The 20,676-nt window shown below is 70.2% G+C and carries 19 protein-coding genes; 8 read left to right on the plus strand and 11 right to left on the minus strand.

What is annotated here, in order from left to right:
• The first annotated feature begins 73 nt into the window (after positions 1–73).
• From OG329_RS31645 to OG329_RS31655, 3 genes are all read left to right on the plus strand, one after another.
• Positions 74–1,780 (plus strand): MFS transporter, encoded by a 1,707-nt coding sequence (locus OG329_RS31645; protein ID WP_405799802.1) that lies wholly within the window; start codon positions 74–76, stop codon positions 1,778–1,780.
• Positions 1,781–1,925: 145 nt separating this feature from the next.
• The gene (locus tag OG329_RS31650) at positions 1,926–2,597 is read left to right on the plus strand and encodes a TetR/AcrR family transcriptional regulator (protein ID WP_405799803.1); all 672 of its coding nucleotides are present in this window, start codon (positions 1,926–1,928) and stop codon (positions 2,595–2,597) included.
• A gap of 192 nt (positions 2,598–2,789) precedes the next feature.
• Complete coding sequence (locus OG329_RS31655; protein WP_405799804.1) at positions 2,790–3,815, plus strand: endonuclease/exonuclease/phosphatase family protein; 1,026 nt, start codon at positions 2,790–2,792, stop codon at positions 3,813–3,815.
• Positions 3,816–3,831: 16 nt separating this feature from the next.
• Here OG329_RS31655 and OG329_RS31660 read toward each other — a convergent pair whose 3' ends face one another.
• The 5 genes from OG329_RS31660 to OG329_RS31680 form a co-directional block, all read right to left on the minus strand.
• Positions 3,832–5,592 carry an NAD+ synthase gene (locus OG329_RS31660; RefSeq protein ID WP_405799805.1) on the minus strand — a complete coding sequence of 587 codons (1,761 nt, stop codon included), beginning with the start codon at positions 5,590–5,592 and terminating at the stop codon, positions 3,832–3,834.
• A 125-nt stretch (positions 5,593–5,717) separates the two neighbouring features.
• A complete protein-coding gene (locus tag OG329_RS31665) occupies positions 5,718–6,137 on the minus strand; it encodes a CBS domain-containing protein (RefSeq protein ID WP_405799806.1) in 420 nt (139 codons plus the stop codon).
• A 190-nt stretch (positions 6,138–6,327) separates the two neighbouring features.
• On the minus strand, positions 6,328–7,005 hold the full coding sequence (locus OG329_RS31670; RefSeq protein ID WP_405799807.1) for a DUF305 domain-containing protein: 678 nt from the start codon (positions 7,003–7,005) through the stop codon (positions 6,328–6,330).
• On the minus strand, positions 7,002–7,649 hold the full coding sequence (locus OG329_RS31675) for a DUF3105 domain-containing protein (protein WP_405799808.1): 648 nt from the start codon (positions 7,647–7,649) through the stop codon (positions 7,002–7,004). Before OG329_RS31675 ends, OG329_RS31670 begins: the two co-directional genes overlap by 4 nt.
• A gap of 80 nt (positions 7,650–7,729) precedes the next feature.
• Positions 7,730–8,149: a hypothetical protein gene (locus OG329_RS31680; RefSeq protein WP_405799809.1), complete on the minus strand. Its 420-nt coding sequence runs from the start codon at positions 8,147–8,149 to the stop codon at positions 7,730–7,732.
• A 136-nt stretch (positions 8,150–8,285) separates the two neighbouring features.
• On the opposite strand from OG329_RS31680, the gene OG329_RS31685 reads away from it, so the two are divergent.
• From OG329_RS31685 to glnA, 4 genes are all read left to right on the plus strand, one after another.
• Positions 8,286–8,909, plus strand: a complete 624-nt coding sequence (locus OG329_RS31685) for a MarR family winged helix-turn-helix transcriptional regulator (protein ID WP_405799810.1) — start codon at positions 8,286–8,288, stop codon at positions 8,907–8,909.
• Positions 8,910–8,976: 67 nt separating this feature from the next.
• Positions 8,977–9,270 (plus strand): ArsR/SmtB family transcription factor, encoded by a 294-nt coding sequence (locus OG329_RS31690; RefSeq protein WP_405799811.1) that lies wholly within the window; start codon positions 8,977–8,979, stop codon positions 9,268–9,270.
• Positions 9,267–9,653 (plus strand): VOC family protein, encoded by a 387-nt coding sequence (locus OG329_RS31695; RefSeq protein WP_405799812.1) that lies wholly within the window; start codon positions 9,267–9,269, stop codon positions 9,651–9,653. Before OG329_RS31690 ends, OG329_RS31695 begins: the two co-directional genes overlap by 4 nt.
• A 220-nt stretch (positions 9,654–9,873) precedes the next feature.
• Positions 9,874–11,235 (plus strand): type I glutamate--ammonia ligase, encoded by a 1,362-nt coding sequence (gene glnA, locus OG329_RS31700; RefSeq protein WP_405799813.1) that lies wholly within the window; start codon positions 9,874–9,876, stop codon positions 11,233–11,235.
• A gap of 24 nt (positions 11,236–11,259) precedes the next feature.
• Here the strand turns inward: glnA and OG329_RS31705 are convergent, their stop codons facing one another.
• From OG329_RS31705 to OG329_RS31720, 4 genes are all read right to left on the minus strand, one after another.
• Positions 11,260–11,955, minus strand: a complete 696-nt coding sequence (locus tag OG329_RS31705; protein WP_405799814.1) for an NUDIX hydrolase — start codon at positions 11,953–11,955, stop codon at positions 11,260–11,262.
• Positions 11,956–11,961: 6 nt separating this feature from the next.
• Positions 11,962–13,491: a hypothetical protein gene (locus tag OG329_RS31710; RefSeq protein ID WP_405799815.1), complete on the minus strand. Its 1,530-nt coding sequence runs from the start codon at positions 13,489–13,491 to the stop codon at positions 11,962–11,964.
• Positions 13,492–13,577: 86 nt separating this feature from the next.
• A complete protein-coding gene (locus tag OG329_RS31715) occupies positions 13,578–14,336 on the minus strand; it encodes a sulfite exporter TauE/SafE family protein (RefSeq protein WP_405799816.1) in 759 nt (252 codons plus the stop codon).
• A 142-nt stretch (positions 14,337–14,478) separates the two neighbouring features.
• Positions 14,479–14,991 (minus strand): pyridoxamine 5'-phosphate oxidase family protein, encoded by a 513-nt coding sequence (locus tag OG329_RS31720; RefSeq protein WP_405799817.1) that lies wholly within the window; start codon positions 14,989–14,991, stop codon positions 14,479–14,481.
• 179 nt (positions 14,992–15,170) lie between these two features.
• Between OG329_RS31720 and OG329_RS31725 the strand changes: the two genes are divergently transcribed.
• Positions 15,171–18,239, plus strand: coding sequence for a bifunctional [glutamine synthetase] adenylyltransferase/[glutamine synthetase]-adenylyl-L-tyrosine phosphorylase (locus OG329_RS31725; protein ID WP_405802126.1), 3,069 nt, complete (start codon positions 15,171–15,173; stop codon positions 18,237–18,239).
• On the opposite strand, the gene OG329_RS31730 is transcribed toward OG329_RS31725, so the two are convergent.
• Positions 18,224–19,402, minus strand: a complete 1,179-nt coding sequence (locus OG329_RS31730; RefSeq protein ID WP_405799818.1) for a phosphatase PAP2 family protein — start codon at positions 19,400–19,402, stop codon at positions 18,224–18,226. The two genes, OG329_RS31725 and OG329_RS31730, sit on opposite strands and share 16 nt — an antisense overlap.
• Before the next feature lie 74 nt (positions 19,403–19,476).
• The gene (locus OG329_RS31735) at positions 19,477–20,556 is read right to left on the minus strand and encodes a LacI family DNA-binding transcriptional regulator (protein WP_405799819.1); all 1,080 of its coding nucleotides are present in this window, start codon (positions 20,554–20,556) and stop codon (positions 19,477–19,479) included.
• Between the last annotated feature and the right edge of the window lie 120 nt (positions 20,557–20,676).

A 20,676-nucleotide genomic window follows, 5' to 3' on the forward strand; every position in this document is an offset into this window, starting at 1 on the left:
TGTCGCCGGTCCCCGGGTAAAGAATTTACAATACGAGACGGTCTCGTATTGAAATGGGCCTACGCTCGCCGTCATGCCCACACCGCCACCCTCGTCCTCATCCCCGTCATCCCCGTCATCCCCGTCGTCACCGCCGTCGCCGTCGCCGTCCGGGCCACCGCCCGGCGTCCGCGCCGCCGAGCGCCGGGTCCCCGAAGTCATTCACCGGCGCCGCTGGGCCGTCCTCGGCGTCCTCATGCTCAGCCTGCTCATCGTGGTGCTCGACAACTCGATCCTGAACGTCGCGGTCAAGACGATCGCGAGCCCGGAGCCCGTCGGGATCGGCGCCACCCAGAGCGAGCTGGAGTGGGCGATCAACGCCTACACACTGGTCTTCGCGGGGCTGCTGTTCACCTCCGGTCTGCTCGGCGACCGCGTCGGCCGTAAGAAGGTGCTCCTCTTCGGCATCGTGGTCTTCGGTATCGGCTCCGCGCTCGCCGCGATATCCGGATCGCCCGGTGAACTCATCACGTACCGCGCCCTGATGGGCTTCGGCGCCGCCTTCGTGATGCCGGCCACCCTCTCCGTACTGATGAACGTCTTCGAGCGCGAGGAGCAGCCCAAGGCCATCGGCATCTGGGCGGGTGGTGTCGGACTCGCGATAGCCATCGGGCCGATCACCGGGGGCGTACTGCTCGAACACTTCTGGTGGGGCTCGATCTTCCTCGTCAACGTCCCGGTGGTGATCGTCGCGCTGATCCTGATGGTGGCGCTGGTGCCGGACTCCAAGGACCCCGCCCCCGGCCGTGTCGACCCGGTCGGCGTGCTGCTCTCGATCGTCGGCCTCGTGCTGCTCGTGTACGGGATCATCCGCGCGGGCGAACTCGCCGACTTCACCGACGTCACGGTGCTGGCCTCGATCATCGGCGGTCTGGCCGTCCTGGCCGCGTTCGTCGTGCACGAGAAGCGCAGCGACCACCCCGCCATCGACATGGCCTACTTCAAGAAGCCGGCTTTCTCCGCCGCCGTCGCCGCGATGGCGCTGGTCTTCTTCGCCCTGATGGGCGTGACCTTCTTCTCGGCCTTCTACCTACAGAGCGTGCGCGGATACAGCGCGCTCGACTCGGGCCTGCTGATCGTGCCGCTCGCCGTGGCGCAGATGGTCTTCGCGCCGCGCGCCCGGCTGGTCGTCGAGCGGTTCGGCGCCCGCGCGGTGTGCACCGGCGGCATGCTGCTCGTGGCCGCCGGACTCGCCGCGTTCGCCCTCTTCGACGCCACCACACCGGTCTGGGTGCTGTGCCTGGTCTTCTTCGTCCAGGGCGCCGGAATGGCGCACATCATGCCGCCGGTGACGGTCGCCGTCATGCAGGCCCTGCCGCGCGAGAAGGCGGGCTCGGGATCGGCGATCAACAACACCTTCCGCCAGGTCGGCGGGGCGCTGGGCGTCGCCGTACTGGGCTCGCTGCTGTCCACGACCTACCGCGGCGAGATCGAGGGACGCCTCGGCGCCGTCCCGGCCGCCGCGCGTGACGCGGCGGGGGAGTCGATCGAGGCGACCATGGCGGTCGCCGGGAAACTCGGCCCCGCCGGCGGCCCGTTGATCTCCTCCGCGAACGACGCCTTCCTGAGCGCGATGCATGTCACCGCCCTCGGCTCGGCCGCGGTCGCGCTGATCGGCACGGTCGTGGTCGCCCTCTTCATGCCGGGCCGTACGGCTCCGGAGCGACCCGCTCCGAAGGAGCCGGCCGAACCCCAGGCCGAACCGCCGGCCGAAGTGACCGCGCCCGCCGTCCGCGACTGAGCCGATGGTCGACCGGACGCGCCGACGTCGGCGAGAATCGGCGGACCGTGCGGACCGTGCGGACCGTGCGGACCGTGCGGACCGTGCGGGGCGCGTACGGGCGTGACGGGGCAGGGCAGGGCAGGGCAGGGCGAAAGGTGGGGCATTGCGAGGGCAGGAACGGGACCAGGGGCAGGAACGGGAGCCCCGGCGCGGCCGGCCGCGCAGCGAGGCGGCCGAACGCGCCATCCTCCAGGCCGTGGTGAAGCTTCTTGAAGAGGGCGAGCCGCTGGCCGGGCTCTCCATCGAGCGCATCGCGCGGACGGCGGGCGTCGGCAAGGCCACCATCTACCGGCGCTGGAGCGGCAAGGAAGAACTCTTCGTCGACGTCCTGCGCGCCATCGAGCCGCCCGAGCCCGCCCTGTCGGGCACCTCCGGCCTCGCCGACATCCTCGTGGGCCTGGAGTCCCTGCGCAGAAGCGGTCTCGCCCAGCGCAGCTCCGCCCTGCTGCACAACGTCTTCGCGCAGATGAAAAGTCATCCGAAGCTGTGGGGCGCGTATCAGCAGACCGTGATAGAGCCGCGGCGCGCGGCGATGACGGCGGCGGTGCGCCGCGCCGTCGCGGCGGGTGAACTGCGCGACGACATCGACGTGGAGCTGATCGACGAACTCATCGTCGGCCCCATGCTCGTGCGCACCGTCCACCGCAAGGACGCGCCGCTGGACGACGACCTCGCCGAGCGCATCCTGCGGGCGCTGCTGGAAGGACTGCGCCCCAGGGACGCGGCATCAGCCGCGGCACCGGCCACGAAAACGGCCCGTCACAGCGAGAGCTGACCGTCGCCGCGTGGTCGCGCCGGTCGTGCGTGTTGTGTCACAGCGGCCCGCTATCCGCCCATGTCAGGAACCCGCCGCCCCTCACAACTCGTCCTTGTGCCCGTACGGCCGTCGGGGGAACGGCGGGGAAAGGGTCCGTCATCGCCTAGGGTCGATGGCGGGCGTGAACGGCAAGGCAGTGAGGGCAGCGGAATGACGCAGGAGTACACGGCTGAGTCCCGGGTGGACGGCGCCGACGGCAACGACGCTCCCACGAGCCGGTTCCGGGCCCTCACCGACCGATGGCGCGAGGACCGGGGCATCTGGCGGCGCGGCATCGTCATCGCGGTGCTCGCCGTGCTGACGGCGCTGCTGATGATCCTGCACGCCCAGATCCCCAACCGCATCGGCAACTTGGGCTCTCTCATGGAGACCTTCCTGCCGTGGCTGGGGCTTTTCGTCCCCGTGCTTCTCGTGGCCGCGCTGGTACGGCGCTCCGCCACCGCGCTGATCGCGCTGCTGCTGCCGGCCATCGTCTGGGTCAACCTCTTCGGCGGGCTGCTCAGCGGCAAGTCGGGCCCCGGCGGCGATCTGACCGTCGCCACGCACAACGTCAACGCCGACAATCCCGACCCCGAGGGAACCGCGCGGAAGATCGCGGATTCCGGCGCGGAAGTCGTGGCGCTGGAGGAGTTGAAGGCGTCGGCGGTTCCCATTTACGAGAGGGCCCTGTCCGGGACGTACAAGTACCACTCGGTGCAGGGCACGGTGGGTCTCTGGAGCAAGTACCCGCTGGCCGGCAGCGGCCCCGTCGACATCCGGATGGGCTGGACGCGCGCGATGCGCTCCACGGTGACGACGCCGCAGGGCGAGGTCGCCGTCTACGTGGCCCACCTGCCGTCCGTACGCGTGAAGTTGCACGCCGGCTTCACCGCCAACCAGCGTGACGACAGCGCGGACGCGCTCGGTGAGGCGATCGCCGACGAGCGGATCGCCCGGGTCGTGCTGCTCGGTGACCTCAACGGCACGATGAACGACCGCTCCCTGAACGCCGTGACGTCGCAGATGCGCTCGACCCAGGGCGCCGCCGGTGACGGCTACGGGTTCAGTTGGCCGGCGGCGTTCCCGATGGCGCGGATCGACCAGATCATGGTCAAGGGCGTCGAGCCGAAGTCGTCGTGGACGCTGCCTCGCACGGGCAGCGACCATCTGCCGATCGCCGCCCGCGTCGAACTCTGAGAGCCTCGCCCCGTGTTCAGGCGGTCGGCGATTCCCGCCAGCGGTTGGTGATCGGCAGCCGCCGGTCCTTGCCGAAGCCCTTCGCGGAGATCTTGGTGCCCGGCGGATACTGCCGCCGCTTGTACTCCGCCGTGTCCACCATGCGCAGCGTCTTCGCCACCACCGCCGGGTCGAAACCCGCCGCGACGATCGCGTCCCTACTCTGGTCGCGGTCCACGTACATCGCCAGTATCCGGTCCAGCACGTCGTAGTCCGGCAGCGAGTCCGAGTCGACCTGACCGGGGCGCAGTTCGGCGCTCGGCGGCTTGGAGATCGAGCTTTCCGGGATCGGTGGGGTCTGGCCGCGCTCCTCGGCCGCGCGGTTGCGCCAGCGGGCGAGCCGGAAGACCGACGTCTTGTAGACGTCCTTGATCGGGCCGTACGCGCCGACGGAGTCGCCGTACAGCGTCGAATACCCCACCGCCAGCTCGGACTTGTTGCCCGGCGCCAGCACGATCTGGCCCTCCTGGTTGGACAGCGCCATCAGCATCGTGCCGCGCAGCCGCGACTGGAGATTCTCCTCCGCGAGTCCGGTCAGGGCGAGCGAGTCCATGTACGCGTCGAACATCGGCTCGATGGGCACGGTGCGGAAGTTCAGCCCCGTACGGCGGGCCAGTTCGGCCGCGTCGCCCCGCGAGTGGTCCGAGGAGTACTTGGACGGCATCGAGACGCCGAAGACGTTCGCGGCGCCCAGCGCGTCGCAGGCGATCGCGGCGACGAGGGCGGAGTCGATACCGCCCGAGAGACCGATCAGGACGGAGCTGAAGCCGTTCTTGGCGGCGTACGCGCGCAGGCCCACCACCAGGGCGGTGTAGACCTCCTCGTCGTCGTCCAGCCGGTCGGCGTAGCCGCCGTCCAGTTGCGGCTCGTAGGCGGGGACGGGCTCCTCGGACAGGACGACGTGGTCGACGCGCAGACCGTCGTCCAGGGTGCCGCTCGGCGGTTCGTCGGCGGCGGCGGGCAGGTCGAGGTCCAGGACCACACAGCCCTCGGCGAACTGCGGCGCGCGCGCGACGACTTCACCGTCCTTGTCGACCACGATCGAGTCGCCGTCGAAGACCAGCTCGTCCTGCCCGCCGATCATCGCCAGATAGGCGGTGACACAGCCGGCCTCCTGGGCGCGCTTGCGTACGAGTTCCAGCCGGGTGTCGTCCTTGGCCTGCTCGTACGGCGAGGCGTTGATCGACAGCAGCAGCCCGGCGCCGGCGGAACGGGTGGCCGGGACCCGGCCGCCGTCCTGCCACAGGTCCTCGCAGATCGCGAGCGCGACATCGACGCCGCGCACCCGCACGACGGGCATGGTGTCGCCCGGCACGAAGTAGCGGAACTCGTCGAAGACGCCGTAGTTGGGCAGATGGTGCTTGGCGAACGTCAGCGCCACACCGCCCCGGTGCAGCACGGCGGCGGCGTTCTGCGGCGACCCGGCCGGCCGGCCGAACCGCGGCCGGTCCCGCTCGGACCGGTCGAGATAGCCGACGACGACGGGCAGCTCCCCGAAGCCTTCGTCGTCCAGGCGCGCGGCGAGCGCGCGCAGGGCGTCGCGGGACGCCTCGACGAAGGACGAGCGCAGGGCCAGGTCCTCGACGGGATAGCCGGTCAGCACCATCTCGGGGAACGCGACGAGATGCGCGCCCTGTTCGGCACAGTGCCGGGTCCAGTGGACGATCGCCTCGGCGTTCGCGGCGAGATCGCCGACGGTCGAGTCGATCTGATTCAGAGCGAGACGTAGTTGAGGCACCCCGCCAGTGTAATCGTCTTTCTGACGCGATGGGGTGGGCGGGGCCGGGTGAGGGTGTGTGGGCCGCGCCACGGGGCGGCGGCCCGCACACCCTTGTCCGTGTCTGTCCGTGTCTGTCCGGTGGCTCAGCCGGACGCGTACACCCGCTCCACCCACGCCGCGATCTGCGCGTCGGTCAGGTGCTGCGCCAGGTCCGCCTCGCTGATCATGCCGACGAGGCGCTTGTTCTCGATCACCGGCAGCCGGCGGATCTGGTGGTCCTGCATCTCGGTGAGCACGGCGGCCACGTCCGCGCCCGCGTCGATCCAGCGCGGCGTGCCGTGGGCCATCTCGGCCGCGGTGACCTTCGCGGGGTCGTGGCCCTGCGCCACACAGCCGACGACGATGTCGCGGTCGGTCAGGATGCCGGTCAGCCGCTCCTCGGTGTCGGCGATGGGCAGGGCGCCCACGCCCAGGTCGCGCATGAGCTGCGCGGCCCGGTCCAGGGTCTCGTGCGAGGGGATCCAGTCGGCGCCGGGATGCATGATGTCTTTGGCGGTGGTCATGGGGTTCCTACCTCCTGAATGCCGTCCGCCCCGAGCGCCCCCATCGTCATGGGGCCGTCCGGCGTACGCGACCGCTGTCAGCCGTACGGGTGAATGAGGGGTCAAGCCCGAGGCCGGAACGTCCGCGACCGCCGGACGGGCTCGACGGGCCCGTCCGGCGGTCGCGGTCGAGGAGTGGCGCACCGCGCCGTCAGGCGCGCGGCTTGGCGCCCCGTGCCTTCAGGAGGTCGGCCATCAGGTCCAGTTCGGACTGCTGGGCCGTCACCATGCCCTTGGCCAGGGCCTGTTCGGCGTCAACTTCGCACAACTCGGCGCAGCCCTGGGCCATCGTGACGCCGCCCTTGTGATGGTCGGTCATCAACTGGAGGTACAGGATCTCCGCCTTCTCGCCCTTGGCGGCCCGCAGGGCGTCCAGCTCGGTCTTCGTCGCCATGCCCGGCATCAGCGAGCCGTCACGGACCTCGTGGGCGCCGTGATCCATGCCCTCCATGCCGTCCATGTCGGCGTGTGCGCCGTCCTGCGCCATCCAGGCCATCGGCTCCTGGCCGGTGGCGACCTTCGGCAGTCGCCACATGTCCAGCCAGCCCAGCAGCATGCCGCGCTGGTTCGCCTGGGTGTTGGCGATGTCGTACGCGAGCCGGCGCACCTCCTCGTCGTCCGTGCTGTCGCGCACGAGGAACGACATCTCCACCGCCTGCTGGTGGTGGACCGCCATGTCACGCGCGAAGCCCGCCTCGGCCGAGTCCGCCGTGGGTGTGGCCGCCGCGCCGGGCGAGTCGTCGCGCCCCGCGGAGGCGACGGTGGCCGCCCCCGCGAACAGCAGGGCCAGTACGACCGCCGTGATGGCCGCCCAGTTCGTGCGGGTCACTGGGCGCCCATTCCGCCGGTGCACGCCGCACCCGGCTCAGGCGTCTGCGGGCCCTGCACGTACTTCGAGAAGAACTGGTCGACGCGCGGGTCGTCCGCGCTGTCCACGGTGACCTGCTTGCCCCACGCGGTCAGCATGATCGCCCCGGCCTGCTCCTTGACGGGGCTCATCAGCGAGTACTGCGTCTTGCCGACCAGGTCGCCGAGCGCCTTCACGTCGCCCTCGGGCGCCTTGTCGTTGTACGTCACCCAGACCGCGCCGTGCTCCAGCGAGTGGACCGCGTTCACGTCGGGGATCGCGTCCTTGTAGACGTCGCCGGCGCAGTTCATCCAGACCTGGTTGTGGTTGCCGCCGACCGGCGGCGTCTGCGGGTACTCGACCGCCTCGGCGACATGGTCGCGGCCCAGCTCCTCCGCGTCCCAGGACTTCTCGCCCTTGACGGGCTCGGCGGCGGCCTTGTCCTCCTTCTTCTGGTCCTCGGACTCTTTGTTCAGCACGAACGCGCCGAAAGCGACGAGCGCCACGACCACGACCGCGCTCGCCGTGATCGTGATGATGCGGTTACGGCGCTCACGCGCGCGTTCCGCCTTGCGCATCTGCTCTATTCGGGCCTTGCGCTCGGTGCTCTGGGACTTGGAAGCCATGGTGTGTGTTCGTCCTTCTCGAAATACCTGCGGAACGGGGGTGGGGGAGTTACGGGAACCCGGTGGGGGCGCGGGCCCGGCTACGTCCGCAGTACTTGAAGGACGTGGAGATCCGGTGCGCGGGGAAACGCTCCGGAGCGCGGCACCTGGCCGGAGCGGGAAGGCAGCGCGAGACGCGCGGGACTGACGTCGTCCACGCCGAGCGGGTCGGCGGGGTGCGGCGCGGTCAGCACGGCCGGACTGAGGTGCGGGACGAAGCGGCAGTTGCTCCGGTCGTACGGGCAGGTGAACTCGGCGGCCGAGGCGGGACCGGTGGCCTTCACATCCGTACGGAGGGTGATGCCGGCGCTCGCCGCGGCCTGCGCCGTCGGCGACGACGGCGACGGATGGTGTGGTGTGTCTGCGGGGGCCAGACAGATGTAGAGCGCGGCGAGCAGCGTCGCCACGGCACTGAGCAAGGCCGTGGGACGCGCGTCGCGTATGTGCCGTCGTCCCCCCATGGGCGCAGATCGTAGTCCGTACAGGTGGTCGAGCAGGAGGGCGCAGGGGGTTCCGAGTCCGGAACGTGCCTGTGGGGGTCGTTCGCGCGGCGGTACGGGGTGGGCCCGGCGAGGCTGCGGCGCGGTACAAAGAGGCATGGCCGACCCTCCCGAACCCCTGCCGAGCGCGCGTGACGCCGCGCCCCAGCCCGCTGCCGCCGCAGAGCCCGCCACTGAGTCCGCCACCGCGTCCGCCACCGCGTCCGTCATCGGGCCCGACGCCGAGTCCGACGTCGACGCCGTCGCCCGCGCCGTGCTGATCGCCTCGCGGCTTCTCGTCGCCGTCTCCGTGCGTTCCCTGGCCACCGTCCAGGACCGGGTCACCCTGCCCCAGTTCCGGCTGCTGAAGGTCCTCTCGGCCCACGGGGGCGCCAAACTCGTGTCGCTCGCCGACTGGCTGGGGGTGAACCCCTCCACCGCGACACGGATGGTCGACCGGCTCATCGCCGCCGGGCTCGCCGAACGCGGGGTCAACCCCGGCAACCGGCGCGAGACCGTGCTGCGGCTCACACGGGAGGGCAGCACGCTCGTGGCGGACGTCTCGGCGGCGCGCCACCGGGAGATCACCTCGATCGTCCAGCGGATGGCTCCCGAGCAGCGTACGGCGCTCGTGGCCGCCCTCACGGCGTTCACCGAGGCGGGCGGGGAGCGGCCCATGCCGGGCGACGACGGGGAGCCGTACCCCCTGGGCTGGTCGGACACCGCGGCCCCGCTCCACTGACGCCCCCAGCCGGCCGGTACGGCCACCGACATTGATAGGCAAGGAATGACTTGCCTATAGTGGAGGTGTGTCCGATGATGTCTTCAAGGCCCTGGCCGACCACACCCGACGCACGATCCTCGACGAGCTGGCCGAACGCGACGGACAGACGCTCTTCGAGATCTGCGGGCGGCTGACCACCAAACACGGCCTCGCCCTGTCCCGGCAGGGCGTCTCGCAGCATCTCGCGCTCCTCGAGGCCGCCGGCCTCGTGGAGACCCGGCGCGACGGCCGCTACAAATTCCACCACCTCGACACGGGCCCGCTGGAACACCTCACCGACCGCTGGCTCGCGCCCGAACGATCAGGAGAAACCCCATGAAGATCCATCTGTCCAGTGTCTTCGTCAACGACCAGGCCGAGGCGCTGCGCTTCTATACGGAGGTGCTCGGCTTCCAGGCGAAGAACGACGTCCCGGTGGGCGAGGACCGCTGGCTGACCGTCGTGTCCCCGGCCGAGCCCGACGGCACCGAGCTGCTGCTCGAACCGTCCGGCCACCCCGCCGTGAAGCCCTTCAGGGACGCGCTGGTCGCCGACGGCATCCCGTACACCTCCTTCGCCGTGGAGGACGTCCACGCCGAGTTCGCGCGCCTTCAGGGGCTCGGTGTGCGCTTCACCCAGGAGCCGGTCGAGATGGGTCCGGTGACCGTGGCCGTGTTCGACGACACCTGCGGAAATCTCATCCAGATCGCCCACAACGCCTGAGCCGGGGGCCGCCCGCGTACGTCGGGCGGTCCGCCCGCCTTCCCCCGTCCCGCACCGGGGCACCCGGACGCGCGCACCATGGGGCGTGTGTCCGACAATGCTTTAGTACGCCGGTGTGCAACCTTCCGGAAATCCTGTGGTGTCATGCTCGGGTGCCCCGGTGTACTCGGCAGCGTGGGAGCAGGCGGCCTGACCGGCAAGGATGGGTAGGACAGCAGACATGGACAAGCAGCAGGAATTCGTGCTCCGGACCCTTGAGGAACGCGACATCCGCTTCGTACGCCTGTGGTTCACCGACGTGCTCGGCTTCCTCAAGTCGGTCGCCGTCGCCCCCGCCGAGCTTGAACAGGCTTTTGACGAGGGCATCGGCTTCGACGGCTCGGCGATCGAGGGCTTCGCGCGGGTCTACGAGTCCGACATGATCGCCAAACCCGATCCGGGGACCTTCCAGATCCTGCCGTGGCGCGCGGAGGCCCCGGGCACCGCGCGGATGTTCTGCGACATCCTGATGCCCGACGGCTCCCCTTCGTTCGCGGACCCCCGCTACGTCCTCAAGAGGATGCTCGCCAAAACCTCGGACCTCGGCTTCACCTTCTACACCCACCCCGAGATCGAGTTCTACCTCCTGAAGGACAAGCCGGTCGACGGCACCCGCCCCACCCCCGCCGACAGCTCCGGCTACTTCGACCACACCCCGCAGAACGTCGGCATGGACTTCCGCCGCCAGGCGATCACCATGCTCGAATCCATGGGCATCTCCGTGGAGTTCAGCCACCACGAGGGCGCCCCCGGCCAGCAGGAGATCGACCTGCGGTACGCCGACGCGCTCTCCACCGCCGACAACGTCATGACCTTCCGGCTGGTCATGAAGCAGGTCGCGCTGGAGCAGGGCGTCCACGCGTCGTTCATGCCGAAGCCGTTCAGCGAGTACCCGGGCTCCGGCATGCACACCCACCTCTCCCTCTTCGAGGGAGACCGCAACGCGTTCTACGAGTCGGGAGCCGAGTACCAGCTCTCCAAGGTCGGCCGGTCCTTCATCGCCGGACTGCTCACACACGCCGCCGAGATCTCCGCCGTCACCAACCAGTGGGTCAACTCCTACAAGCGCATCTGGGGCGGCTCCACGCGCACGGCGGGCTCGGGCGGTGAGGCCCCCTCGTACATCTGCTGGGGCCACAACAACCGCTCCGCCCTGATCCGCGTCCCGATGTACAAGCCCGGCAAGACCGGCTCCGCGCGCGTGGAGGTCCGCTCCATCGACTCCGGCGCCAACCCGTATCTGACCTACGCGGTGCTCCTCGCGGCCGGCCTCAAGGGCATCGAGGAGGGCTACGAACTCCCGGCGGGCGCCGACGACGACGTCTGGGCCCTGTCCGACGCCGAGCGCCGCGCGATGGGCATCGAGCCGCTGCCGCAGAACCTCGGCGAGGCGATCTCGCTGATGGAGCGCAGTGAACTGGTCGCCGAGACGCTGGGCGAGCACGTCTTCGACTTCTTCCTCCGTAACAAGAAGCGGGAGTGGGAGGAGTACCGCTCCGAGGTCACGGCCTTCGAGCTGAAGAACCTGCTGCCGGTGCTGTAGCGAACGGCGGGCCGGGGGCATCCGTCAACGAGCCGCGTGTCCCTGGTCCTTCGTGAACAGTCCCGCCAGCCGGGCGCGGGCGATCACCGCGATCGTGAAACCGTCGGTGATCTCGCCGTTCCCGATCAGCTCCTCGGCCCGCGGGGCGGGCATGACGACCGCCCGCCGGATGCCTTCCGCGCTGTCCAGCGGCCCGATCGCGGAGATGCGCGCCGCGTACAACTCGGCGTGGCCGCCGAGCAGTCCGGTGTCGGCGTGGATCTTGCCCAGCGGGGTCAGTTCGTCGGGCCGCACGCCCAACTCCTCCTGGAGTTCGCGGATCGCGTTCTGCGGTGCCGTCATCCCCGGTTCGCCCGTGCCGCGCGGTGCCTCCAGGTGCCAGGCCCGGGTGGCGTGCCGGTAGTGCTCGACCAGGACGACGTCGGGGCCGTCCGCGCCGGCGTCGATCAGGGGGAGGACCACCACTCCGGGGACGTTCCCCGGAGTCAGGATGCGCAGGTGCAGGCCCAGTCCGCCACCGGGGAAGCGGACGGCGTCACGAATGAGGGTGATGAAGCGGTCGGAATACACCACGCCGACCGGCTCATCGGATCCGACACTATGACGGGCCGCCTCGATATCGACCGGGTCGAGCAGGATTTCGATCCCGTCCGAAACATTGGCGAACATCTCCGGGCGGTCCCGCCGCAGGTCCTCATAAGAGGGGGTGGTGCGTTCCATGGTGCGTCAGTACTCCGGGACTTCGTCGGTCTCCTGAATGGTGGTGGAGCTGTTGGCGGACGGGGATCCGCCGTTCTCCGTATATCCCGGAAGTCGCCGGGCCAGCTCGCGGAACTGCGCCCACTCCCGCTCGGTGTCGAGCCGTACGGAGGCGATCTCGCGGGCGAATCTCTGCTCCCGTTTTCCGGCCGCCCGATTGCGCAGGACCAACTGGACGGAACCACCGCGCGATCCCATCACCGCCGCTCCCACACTCGCGGCCACGGCCCATCCCTCGTCACCGGTCACCGCGGTGAAGACGGCTCCGCCGATGGTGACGACGACTTCGACCACGGGCGACCAGTTGTTCGCCTCGATCCGGCTGCCGCGACCTGTCTCGGCGAGCTTGACGATCTCGGAATTGAGCTGCACGTACCGGTCGAAGACGTCGCCGACACTGTCGTGGAAAGCGAGCGGATCGCCTGTCAGCGAGGTGAACGCCGCCATGTAGCGGTGCCACGCGCCGCTCTGCCGCAGCCGCCAGATGTCCTCCAGGCCCAGGGTGTCGATCGCCGAAGGAGTGAGCCGGTCCTGGACGGCGGAGAACGCCTGGCGCTGGAGGAACGTCACCAACTGCTCGGGATCCCGGATGATTCCGGCCGCCGAGTTCGCGCGTACGTCCCGCCACTCCTGGAGCGCCACCCGGCGCAGACTGCCGGCCGGGGTGAGCGGATACATGCCCAGGGCGTCGGCGAGATTGACGTTGTAGACCAGGTCCAGCAATTGCTTGATCTCGGCGGCGAAAGGCTTGGTGCCGTCGTAACGGCCCTCGGTGGTGGGCGTGCCGTCCACGCACACGAACTTCTCGTACAGCAGATTGCGGGTGACGGCGCCGCCACGAATCCGCTGGTGATTGCTGTGGTCGACGACCTCACCGATCTTCTCCGCGAATTCGGGGATTCGCTGGACCGGCACACCGACCTGGGAAGCGAGCAGTGGGATGTCCTTGGCGGTCAGCCCCTGCACCCTGGCGGCGAACGGATTGATCAGGGCCGATTTGGCGTCCCTGGCGTTCTCCTGGTCGTTCCAGGACAGCCGCAGACAGGTCACCTTCTCCGTGGCCGGCATTTCCGCGAGTGTGTCACGCCAGGCGTCGAAAGCGGGCTCGTCCACATCCAGCGCCTGCGGGTGATCCGTGGGTTCCCGCTCGCCGAGCAGGAAAGGGACGAGGGCGCTTTCGGCCAGCAACTTCTGATGGGCGCGTCGGGCCTCGCCGCCGGCGGACAGATCACAGCTCATGGCGGGGTTGTTGTAGAAGTACACGCGGTTCACAACGATCTGCCGGGTATTGATCAGACTGCGGAAGTATTCGGCACGCACCTCGTCGTTCCGCTGGTCCTGAACATCCCTCAGGGACTTGCCTTTCGCGATCATTCTTCGCGTCAGGTCCGCGCCGACCCACTGGTTGTCCAGCGACTGCGCCACGACCGCGCCCGGATCGAGATCGTCAGGACGTATGCGAGTCACCGTCTCTTCACCGGTCCGGTCACTGCTCATGATCCATCCCCCCACACCCGCGCTCGATGACTGTCGAGCGAGATCCGATCACGGCGGGCGCCGCTCTGTCTTGCCAACAGGTCCCCTCAGCGCAGAAGGAGTTGGAGGCCGCCCAGGATCGTCGCGCCGATCACCAGCCGTTCGAAGACCCGTTGGTCGATACGGTCCACGCACAACTTGCCTATGAGCGCGCCGGGCAGGACGAAGCCCACGAGCAGCGCGTCCAGCAGCAGCGAGTCGCGGTCGACCAGGCCCAGGCCCACGCTGAAGGGCACCTTGGTGGTGTTGACGATCAGGAAGAACCACGCGGACGTGCCCAGGAAGCCGAGCTTGCGGAAGCCCGCCGACAGCAGGTAGAGCGACATGACGGGGCCGCCCGCGTTGGCGACCATCGTCGTGAAGCCGCCGAGCACCCCGTACGAGCGGGCCTTCACACGCCCCTTGAGCGACGCCGTCTCCTCCGGGGTGTCCTCGTCCGGGGTGTAACGCCGCCGCCAGATCGTCACCGCCGCCATCAGGAGCAGGATCGAGCCGATCGAGACGCGTACGGCTCCGTCGTCGGCCCACAGCATGAAGACGGCGCCGACCACCACACCCCCGGCGACCGCCGGGAACAGCCGCCACAGGGTGGGCCAGTGCGCGTGGCGGCGGTAGGTGAGGACGGCGATGGTGTCGCCGACGATGAGGATCGGCAGAAGCACCCCGGTCGACTCACGGGCCGGCAGCACGGCGGCGAACACCGCGAGGCTGACCGTGTTGGCGCCGCTGACCGCCGTCTTGGAGAAGCCGACGAGAGCGGCGGCCGCGGCGAGCGCGACGAATTCCCATACGCTGATCGTGTCCATGGCGAGAACCCATGCTACGGCCACGTGTCCAGGCCACCTCAGGCGAGCCGGACCGCACCGTGCCGATGCCGGGTCGGCTTCACCGGGTCCGTCCGGTGGACCGGTTCGTCCTCAATCGCCGGACGGGCTGTATATCAACCCCTCAGGCGAACCGCCAACGCGTCTGGCCGTGCGGGGACTTGGCGAAGTCGAACGCCGTGCGGGGGGTGACCCCGAAGACCAGGGCCGGGCCGTGCGCGCCCGTGAACGCCCCGTCCTTCACGTCGAAGTGCCAGTCGGCGCCGTACTTGCACTCCCACACACCGGCCAGCTCGCGCAGTCGCGCGTCGTCCGTCTCGCGGACCGCCTCGCCCTCGATCACCAGGTCGCGGCCCTCGTTGAGCGCGTTCGTGCCGGTGGTCAGGACCACCTCGCGGTTCTCGGCGAGATTCAGCACCTTGCGCTCCCGCTCGCCCGAGCAGAAGTACAGCGCGCCCCGCCACCAGACCGCCAGCAGCGGGGTGACATGGGGGCGGCCGTCGGGGCGTACGGTCGACAGCCAGAAGAGTTCCGCCCGGGTCAGTTGTGTCACCGCGTCCGCCCAGTCGGCCGCCGCGGCCCGCGGATCGCTGAAGCGGGTGTCCAGGTAGGTGCTGGTCGGTTCGTCGTGCGCCATGGCGCCGTCCCTTCGGAGGTCCCGTACGGCCGTGAGCGGAGTACGCTCACGACCCTTCCGTAAGTGATGACCGGCCGCGACAACAGGACTCATCGGCCAAGGGGGCACAACCCCGTCCCGTGGGACCGGTCGAGTATTAGGCTCGGCCCCGGACCTTGATCGGACAGACGAAAGGCCGGATAACGGTGCAGGGACGCAGGAGCAGTACCTTCACCCGTCTGCTCCGGCACGGCTTCACCGATCCGTCCGCGGCGGAGCGGCTGCTCGATGTCCCCGAGCTGGGGTCCGTACGCGCAGATACCGTCCTCCTCGACGCGCTCGGCGCCACCGCCGATCCCGATCTGGCGCTGCGCGGTCTCGTCCGGCTGATCGAGGCGCACGAGCCCGACGACCGCCACGCCCTGCTGGACACCCTGCTCGCCGCGAAGCCGCTGCGGGACAGGCTGCTGGGGGTGCTCGGGGCCTCCGAGGCGCTCGGTGACCATCTCGCCCGGCACCCCGCCGACTGGCAGGTCCTCGTCACCTACGAGTCGGCCGATCTGCACCCCGGCGTCGCCGAGTTCGAGGCCGGTCTCGCGGACGCGCACGACGTCGACTCGCTGCGTATCGCCTACCGCCGCTGTCTGCTGTCCCTCGCCGCCCGCGACGTCTGCGGCACGACCGACGTCGCCCAGACCGCCGCCGAGCTGGCCGACCTGGCGATCGCCACGCTGCGCGCCGCGCTCGCGATCGCCCGCGCCGCCGCGCCCGAGGACGCGGCGCTGTGCCGGCTCGCGGTCGTGGCGCTCGGCAAGTGCGGCGGCAACGAGCTGAATTACGTCTCCGACGTCGACGTCATCTTCGTCGGCGAGCCCGCCCACGCCGCCGCGCACGACCACGGGCTCCCCGAGGACGCCGCCGACTCCGCCAGCGTCGAGGCGAAGGCCGTCCAGGCCGCCACCAGGCTGGCCGCCCACATGATGCGGATCTGCTCGGAGACGACGGCCGAGGGCACCATCTGGCCCGTCGACGCGAATCTGCGCCCCGAGGGCCGCAACGGCCCGCTCGTACGCACCCTCTCCAGCCATCTCGCCTACTACCAGCGCTGGGCCAAGACCTGGGAGTTCCAGGCCCTGCTCAAGGCCCGCGCCGTGGCCGGTGACATCGCGCTCGGCAAGGATTACGTGGAAGCCGTCTCGCCCATGGTCTGGCAGGCCGCCGACCGCGAGAACTTCGTGCCCGACGTGCAGAAGATGCGCCGCCGGGTGGTCGACAACATCCCCGTCGGCCAGATCGACCGGGAACTCAAACTCGGCCCCGGCGGGCTGCGCGACGTCGAATTCGCCGTACAGCTCCTTCAGTTGGTGCACGGCCGCAGTGACGCCTCGCTGCGCAGCGGCACCACGCTCGTCGCCCTGCGGGCCCTCGCGGCCGGCGGCTACGTCGGGCGCAGTGACGCGGCGCAGTTGGACGAGGCGTACCGCTTCCTGCGCTCCATGGAGCACCACATCCAGCTTTTCCGGCTGCGGCGTACACATCTGGTGCCCGACGACGACGCCGATCTGCGCCGCCTCGGACGCTCGCTGGGACTGCGCACCGAACCGGTCTCCGAACTCAACCGGGCCTGGAAACGCCACGCTTCGATGGTCCGGCGGCTGCACGAGAAGATCTTCTACCGGCCGCTGCTCGACGCCGTCGCCCAGCTCGCCCCCGGCGAGATCAGGCTCAGCACGAAGGCGGCGGGCCAGCGCCTCGAAGCCCTCGGCTACGCGGACCCGGTGGCCGCGCTGCGGCATCTGGAGGCGCTGTCGTCCGGTGTGAGCCGCAAGGCCGCCATCCAACGGACCCTGCTGCCCGTGCTGTTGGGCTGGTTCGCGGACTCCGCCGACCCGGACGCCGGACTGCTGGGCTTCCGCAAGGTGTCCGACGCGCTCGGCAAGACCCCCTGGTATCTGCGGCTGCTCCGGGACGAGGGGGCCGCCGCCGAGAATCTGGCCCGGGTGCTGTCCGCCGGCCGGCTCGCCCCCGACCTGCTGCTGCGCGCGCCGGAGGCGGTCGCCATCCTCGGCGACCGGGGCGGTCTCGAACCGCGCGGGCGCGAACATCTGGAGCTGGAGGTGCTGGCCGCCGTCGGGCGGGCCGAGACCGCCGAGATCGCCGTCGCCGTCACCCGGGGGGTGCGCCGGCGCGAGCTGTTCCGGACCGCCGCGGCCGACATCATCGGCAGTTACGGCACCGAGGAGAACCCGGCGGAGGAGGACCCCGGCGAGCTGGTCGACCGCGTCGGCAACGCCGTCACCGACCTCAACTCCGCCACCCTGTCGGGCGCGTTGCGCGCCGCCGTGCGCCAGAGCTGGGGCGACACTCTCCCCGCCAGATTCGCCGTCATCGGCATGGGCCGCTTCGGCGGCCACGAGCAGGGCTACGGCTCAGACGCGGACGTGCTGTTCGTGTACGAGCCGCGCGAGGGCGTCAGCGACCAGGAGGCGTCACGGGCCGCGAGCACCGTCGTCACCGAGATGCGCAGACTCCTCCAACTGCCCACGTCCGACCCGCCGTTGATCATCGACGCCGATCTGCGCCCGGAGGGCAAGACCGGCCCGCTGGTGCGCACCCTCGCCTCCTACGCGGCCTACTACCGCCGCTGGTCGCTGGGCTGGGAGAGCCAGGCGCTGCTGCGCGCCGAGCCGATGGCGGGCGACGCGGAGCTGGGCCGGGACTTCATCGAGCTGATCGACCCGCTGCGCTATCCCGCCGACGGCCTGGACGAGGCCGCCGTACGGGAGATCCGCCGGCTCAAGGCGCGGATGGAGACGGAGCGGCTGCCGCGCGGAGCCGACCCCACCCTGCACACGAAGCTGGGCCGGGGCGGGCTCTCGGACGTCGAGTGGACGGTGCAACTGATCCAGATGCGGCACGCCTGGTACGTGCCGGGCCTGCGCACGACCCGCACACGCGAGGCCCTGGCCGCCGCGCACGCCGCGGACCTGATCTCCGCCGAGCACGCCCAGATCCTTGACGACGCATGGGTCCTGGCGACCCGGGTGCGGAACGGCGTGATGCTGGTACGCGGCAGGGCGGGCGACACGTTCCCCTCGGACGGCCGTGAACTGGCCGCGATGGGGCGGTACTTGGGCTACGGCCCCGGATCGGTGCCGCCCGGCGCCGGCCCGTACAACGGACACAGCGGCGACATGATCGACGACTACCGCCGGACCACCAGGCGGGCCCGCGCGGTGATGGAGGAGCTGTTCTACGGCGCTGTCTGAGAGGACGGCGCGCTATGGCCGGGTGGTACGGCCTGACCGGGGGGCGCCGGCTGACTCGGCGGCGCCGTCCGTGACGACGGTGGGGTCCGGGCCGACGGCGGGACGCGGGGGGTGGGCGGCGCGGGCTTGGCCCCGGGCGCACCAGGCGCACCGGGCGCACCGGGCCCACCGGGCGCCGGCAGTGCGGTCCGTGCCGCCACCGCGCCCGTCGCGCTCTGTCCGGCCGGCTGCGGCCGGGGCTCCGCACCCTCTCCCGCCCCCGTACCCGACGTACCCGACGTACCCGCCCTGCGTGGCCACCGGCGCCGCCTCGGGCGGTCGTCCTCGACCAGCCTCGGCAGTTGGTGCGGCAGCGCCCGGTACCAGCCGTAGGAGACCGCGAATCCGAACGCGAGGCAGATCATGCCGCCCACCGCGTCCAGCCAGAAATGGTTCGCGGTGGCCACGATCACCACCAGCGTGACTGTCGGGTAGAGCAGCCCCAGGATCTTCGCCCAGGGCGCCTTGGCCAGCGCGAATATGGTCAGCCCGCACCACAGCGACCAGCCGATGTGCATCGAGGGCATCGCCGCGTACTGGTTCGACATCTGCTTGAAGTTGCCCGAGGCCATCGAACCCCAGGTCTCGTGGAGCTGCACCGTGTCGATGAAGTTCTGCCCGTTCATCAACCGAGGCGGTGCGAGCGGATACAGATAGTAACCGGCCAGTGCCACAGCGGTGGTCGCGAAGAGGATGAGCCGGCTCGCCGCGTAACGGCCCGGATGGCGCCGGTAGAGCCAGACCAGCACGGCGATCGTGACGATGAAGTGGAGCGTCGCGTAGTAGTAGTTCATGGCGACGACCAGCCATGTCACCGAATTCACCGCGTGGTTGACGGCCTCCTCGAAATTGAGACCCAGGGTGCGCTCCGCGTGCCAGATCCAGTCCGCGTTGCGCAGGGCCTCGGCCTTCTGCTCGGGCACCGCGTTACGGACCAGTGAGTACGTCCAGTAACTCACCGCGATCAGCAGGATTTCGAACCAGATACGGGGGCGCCGTGGCGAGCGGATACGGCGCCGGCGACCGGTGGGGGACACCGGGCCGGACTCGTCCGCCGTCGCACCCGTGGGGGGTGTCGGCGGGGCCTTCGTGCCTTCCGGAATCTTCACGGTCGTTTCACCCATGGGGAGAGAGTCTGCCAGATTTCCGCCCTCGACCGATCATCCCTCGGGTGGGTCCCGAACGCACGCGCTACGCCCTACGGACGAGCCGGCGACCCTGACTTCCACCCGGTTTCTCCGGGGGGATTCCCCAAGGGGCCCGGCGCCGGGCCGGAAGCGGTCGAACCGCGGACCACCAGCTCGGGCATGAAGACGAATTCGCTGTGCGGGGCGGGCGTCCCGCCGATCTCCTCCAGCAGCGTGCGCACGGCGGCCTGGCCCATCGACGGCACCGGCTTGCGGATGGTGGTCAGTGGTGGATCGGTGAACGCTATGAGCGGTGAATCGTCGAATCCGACGACGGACACCTCGCGCGGCACGGCCTTGCCGAGCTGTCTGGCGGCGCGGATCGCGCCCAGCGCCATCATGTCGCTCGCGCACACCACCGCCGTACAGCCGCGCCCGATGAGCGCCGTCGTGGCCGCCTGGCCGCCTTCCAGGGTGTACAGAGAGTGCTGGATCAACTCCTCTGTGTCGTCGGCCGTCAGCTCCAACTGCTCGCGCATCGTGGCGCGGAAACCCTCGATCTTGCGCAGCACCGGCACGAAGCGCTTGGGTCCGACGGCGAGACCGATCCGGCGGTGGCCCAGCGAGACGAGATGCGTCACGGCCAGCCGCATCGCCGCCCGGTCGTCCGGCGAGATGAACGGCGCCCGGACCTTCGGCGAGAAACCGTCCACGAGGACGAACGGCACGCCCTGGGCGCGCAGTTGCTCGTAACGCTGCATGTCCGCCGAGGTGTCTGCGTGCAGCCCGGAGACGAAGATGATGCCCGAGACGCCGCGGTCGACCAGCATCTCCGTCAACTCGTCCTCGGTGGAGCCGCCGGGGGTCTGGGTGGCGAGCACCGGCGTGTAGCCCTGGCGCGTCAGCGCCTGGCCGATGACCTGGGCGAGCGCCGGGAAGATGGGGTTCTCCAGCTCGGGCGTGATCAGTCCGACGAGGCCGGCGCTGCGCCTGCGCAGCCGTACGGGGCGCTCGTAGCCGAGGACGTCGAGTGCGGCGAGTACGGATTCACGGGTGGCCGTGGCAACACCCGGCTTGCCGTTCAGTACGCGGCTGACCGTCGCTTCGCTGACCCCCGCCTGGGCTGCGATGTCGGCTAGCCGTGCGGTCATGGAAGTGGACTGTACCGGGCGGGTGCCGGATTGCCCACCAGGTGCCTGAATCGGCCACCGGGGCCCGCGGGCCGGCCGGCGGCGGATGCCTTGCAGCGCCTTGCGGTGGCCGGCTCGGCA

This window comes from Streptomyces sp. NBC_01506 (genome assembly GCF_045040295.1).
Taxonomy (GTDB): domain Bacteria; phylum Actinomycetota; class Actinomycetes; order Streptomycetales; family Streptomycetaceae; genus Streptomyces.

Bases quoted from the DNA above. Each gene is read 5' to 3' on its own strand.
- OG329_RS31645 (WP_405799802.1), top strand. From the start codon at position 74: ATGCCCACACCGCCACCCTCGTCCTCATCCCCGTCATCCCCGTCATCC.
- OG329_RS31655 (WP_405799804.1), top strand. From the start codon at position 2,790: ATGACGCAGGAGTACACGGCTGAGTCCCGGGTGGACGGCGCCGACGGC.
- OG329_RS31665 (WP_405799806.1), bottom strand. From the start codon at position 6,137: ATGACCACCGCCAAAGACATCATGCATCCCGGCGCCGACTGGATCCCC.
- OG329_RS31675 (WP_405799808.1), bottom strand. From the start codon at position 7,649: ATGGCTTCCAAGTCCCAGAGCACCGAGCGCAAGGCCCGAATAGAGCAG.
- OG329_RS31680 (WP_405799809.1), bottom strand. From the start codon at position 8,149: ATGGGGGGACGACGGCACATACGCGACGCGCGTCCCACGGCCTTGCTC.
- OG329_RS31685 (WP_405799810.1), top strand. From the start codon at position 8,286: ATGGCCGACCCTCCCGAACCCCTGCCGAGCGCGCGTGACGCCGCGCCC.
- OG329_RS31695 (WP_405799812.1), top strand. From the start codon at position 9,267: ATGAAGATCCATCTGTCCAGTGTCTTCGTCAACGACCAGGCCGAGGCG.
- glnA (WP_405799813.1), top strand. From the start codon at position 9,874: ATGGACAAGCAGCAGGAATTCGTGCTCCGGACCCTTGAGGAACGCGAC.
- OG329_RS31705 (WP_405799814.1), bottom strand. From the start codon at position 11,955: ATGGAACGCACCACCCCCTCTTATGAGGACCTGCGGCGGGACCGCCCG.
- OG329_RS31710 (WP_405799815.1), bottom strand. From the start codon at position 13,491: ATGAGCAGTGACCGGACCGGTGAAGAGACGGTGACTCGCATACGTCCT.
- OG329_RS31715 (WP_405799816.1), bottom strand. From the start codon at position 14,336: ATGGACACGATCAGCGTATGGGAATTCGTCGCGCTCGCCGCGGCCGCC.
- OG329_RS31720 (WP_405799817.1), bottom strand. From the start codon at position 14,991: ATGGCGCACGACGAACCGACCAGCACCTACCTGGACACCCGCTTCAGC.
- OG329_RS31730 (WP_405799818.1), bottom strand. From the start codon at position 19,402: ATGGGTGAAACGACCGTGAAGATTCCGGAAGGCACGAAGGCCCCGCCG.
- OG329_RS31735 (WP_405799819.1), bottom strand. From the start codon at position 20,556: ATGACCGCACGGCTAGCCGACATCGCAGCCCAGGCGGGGGTCAGCGAA.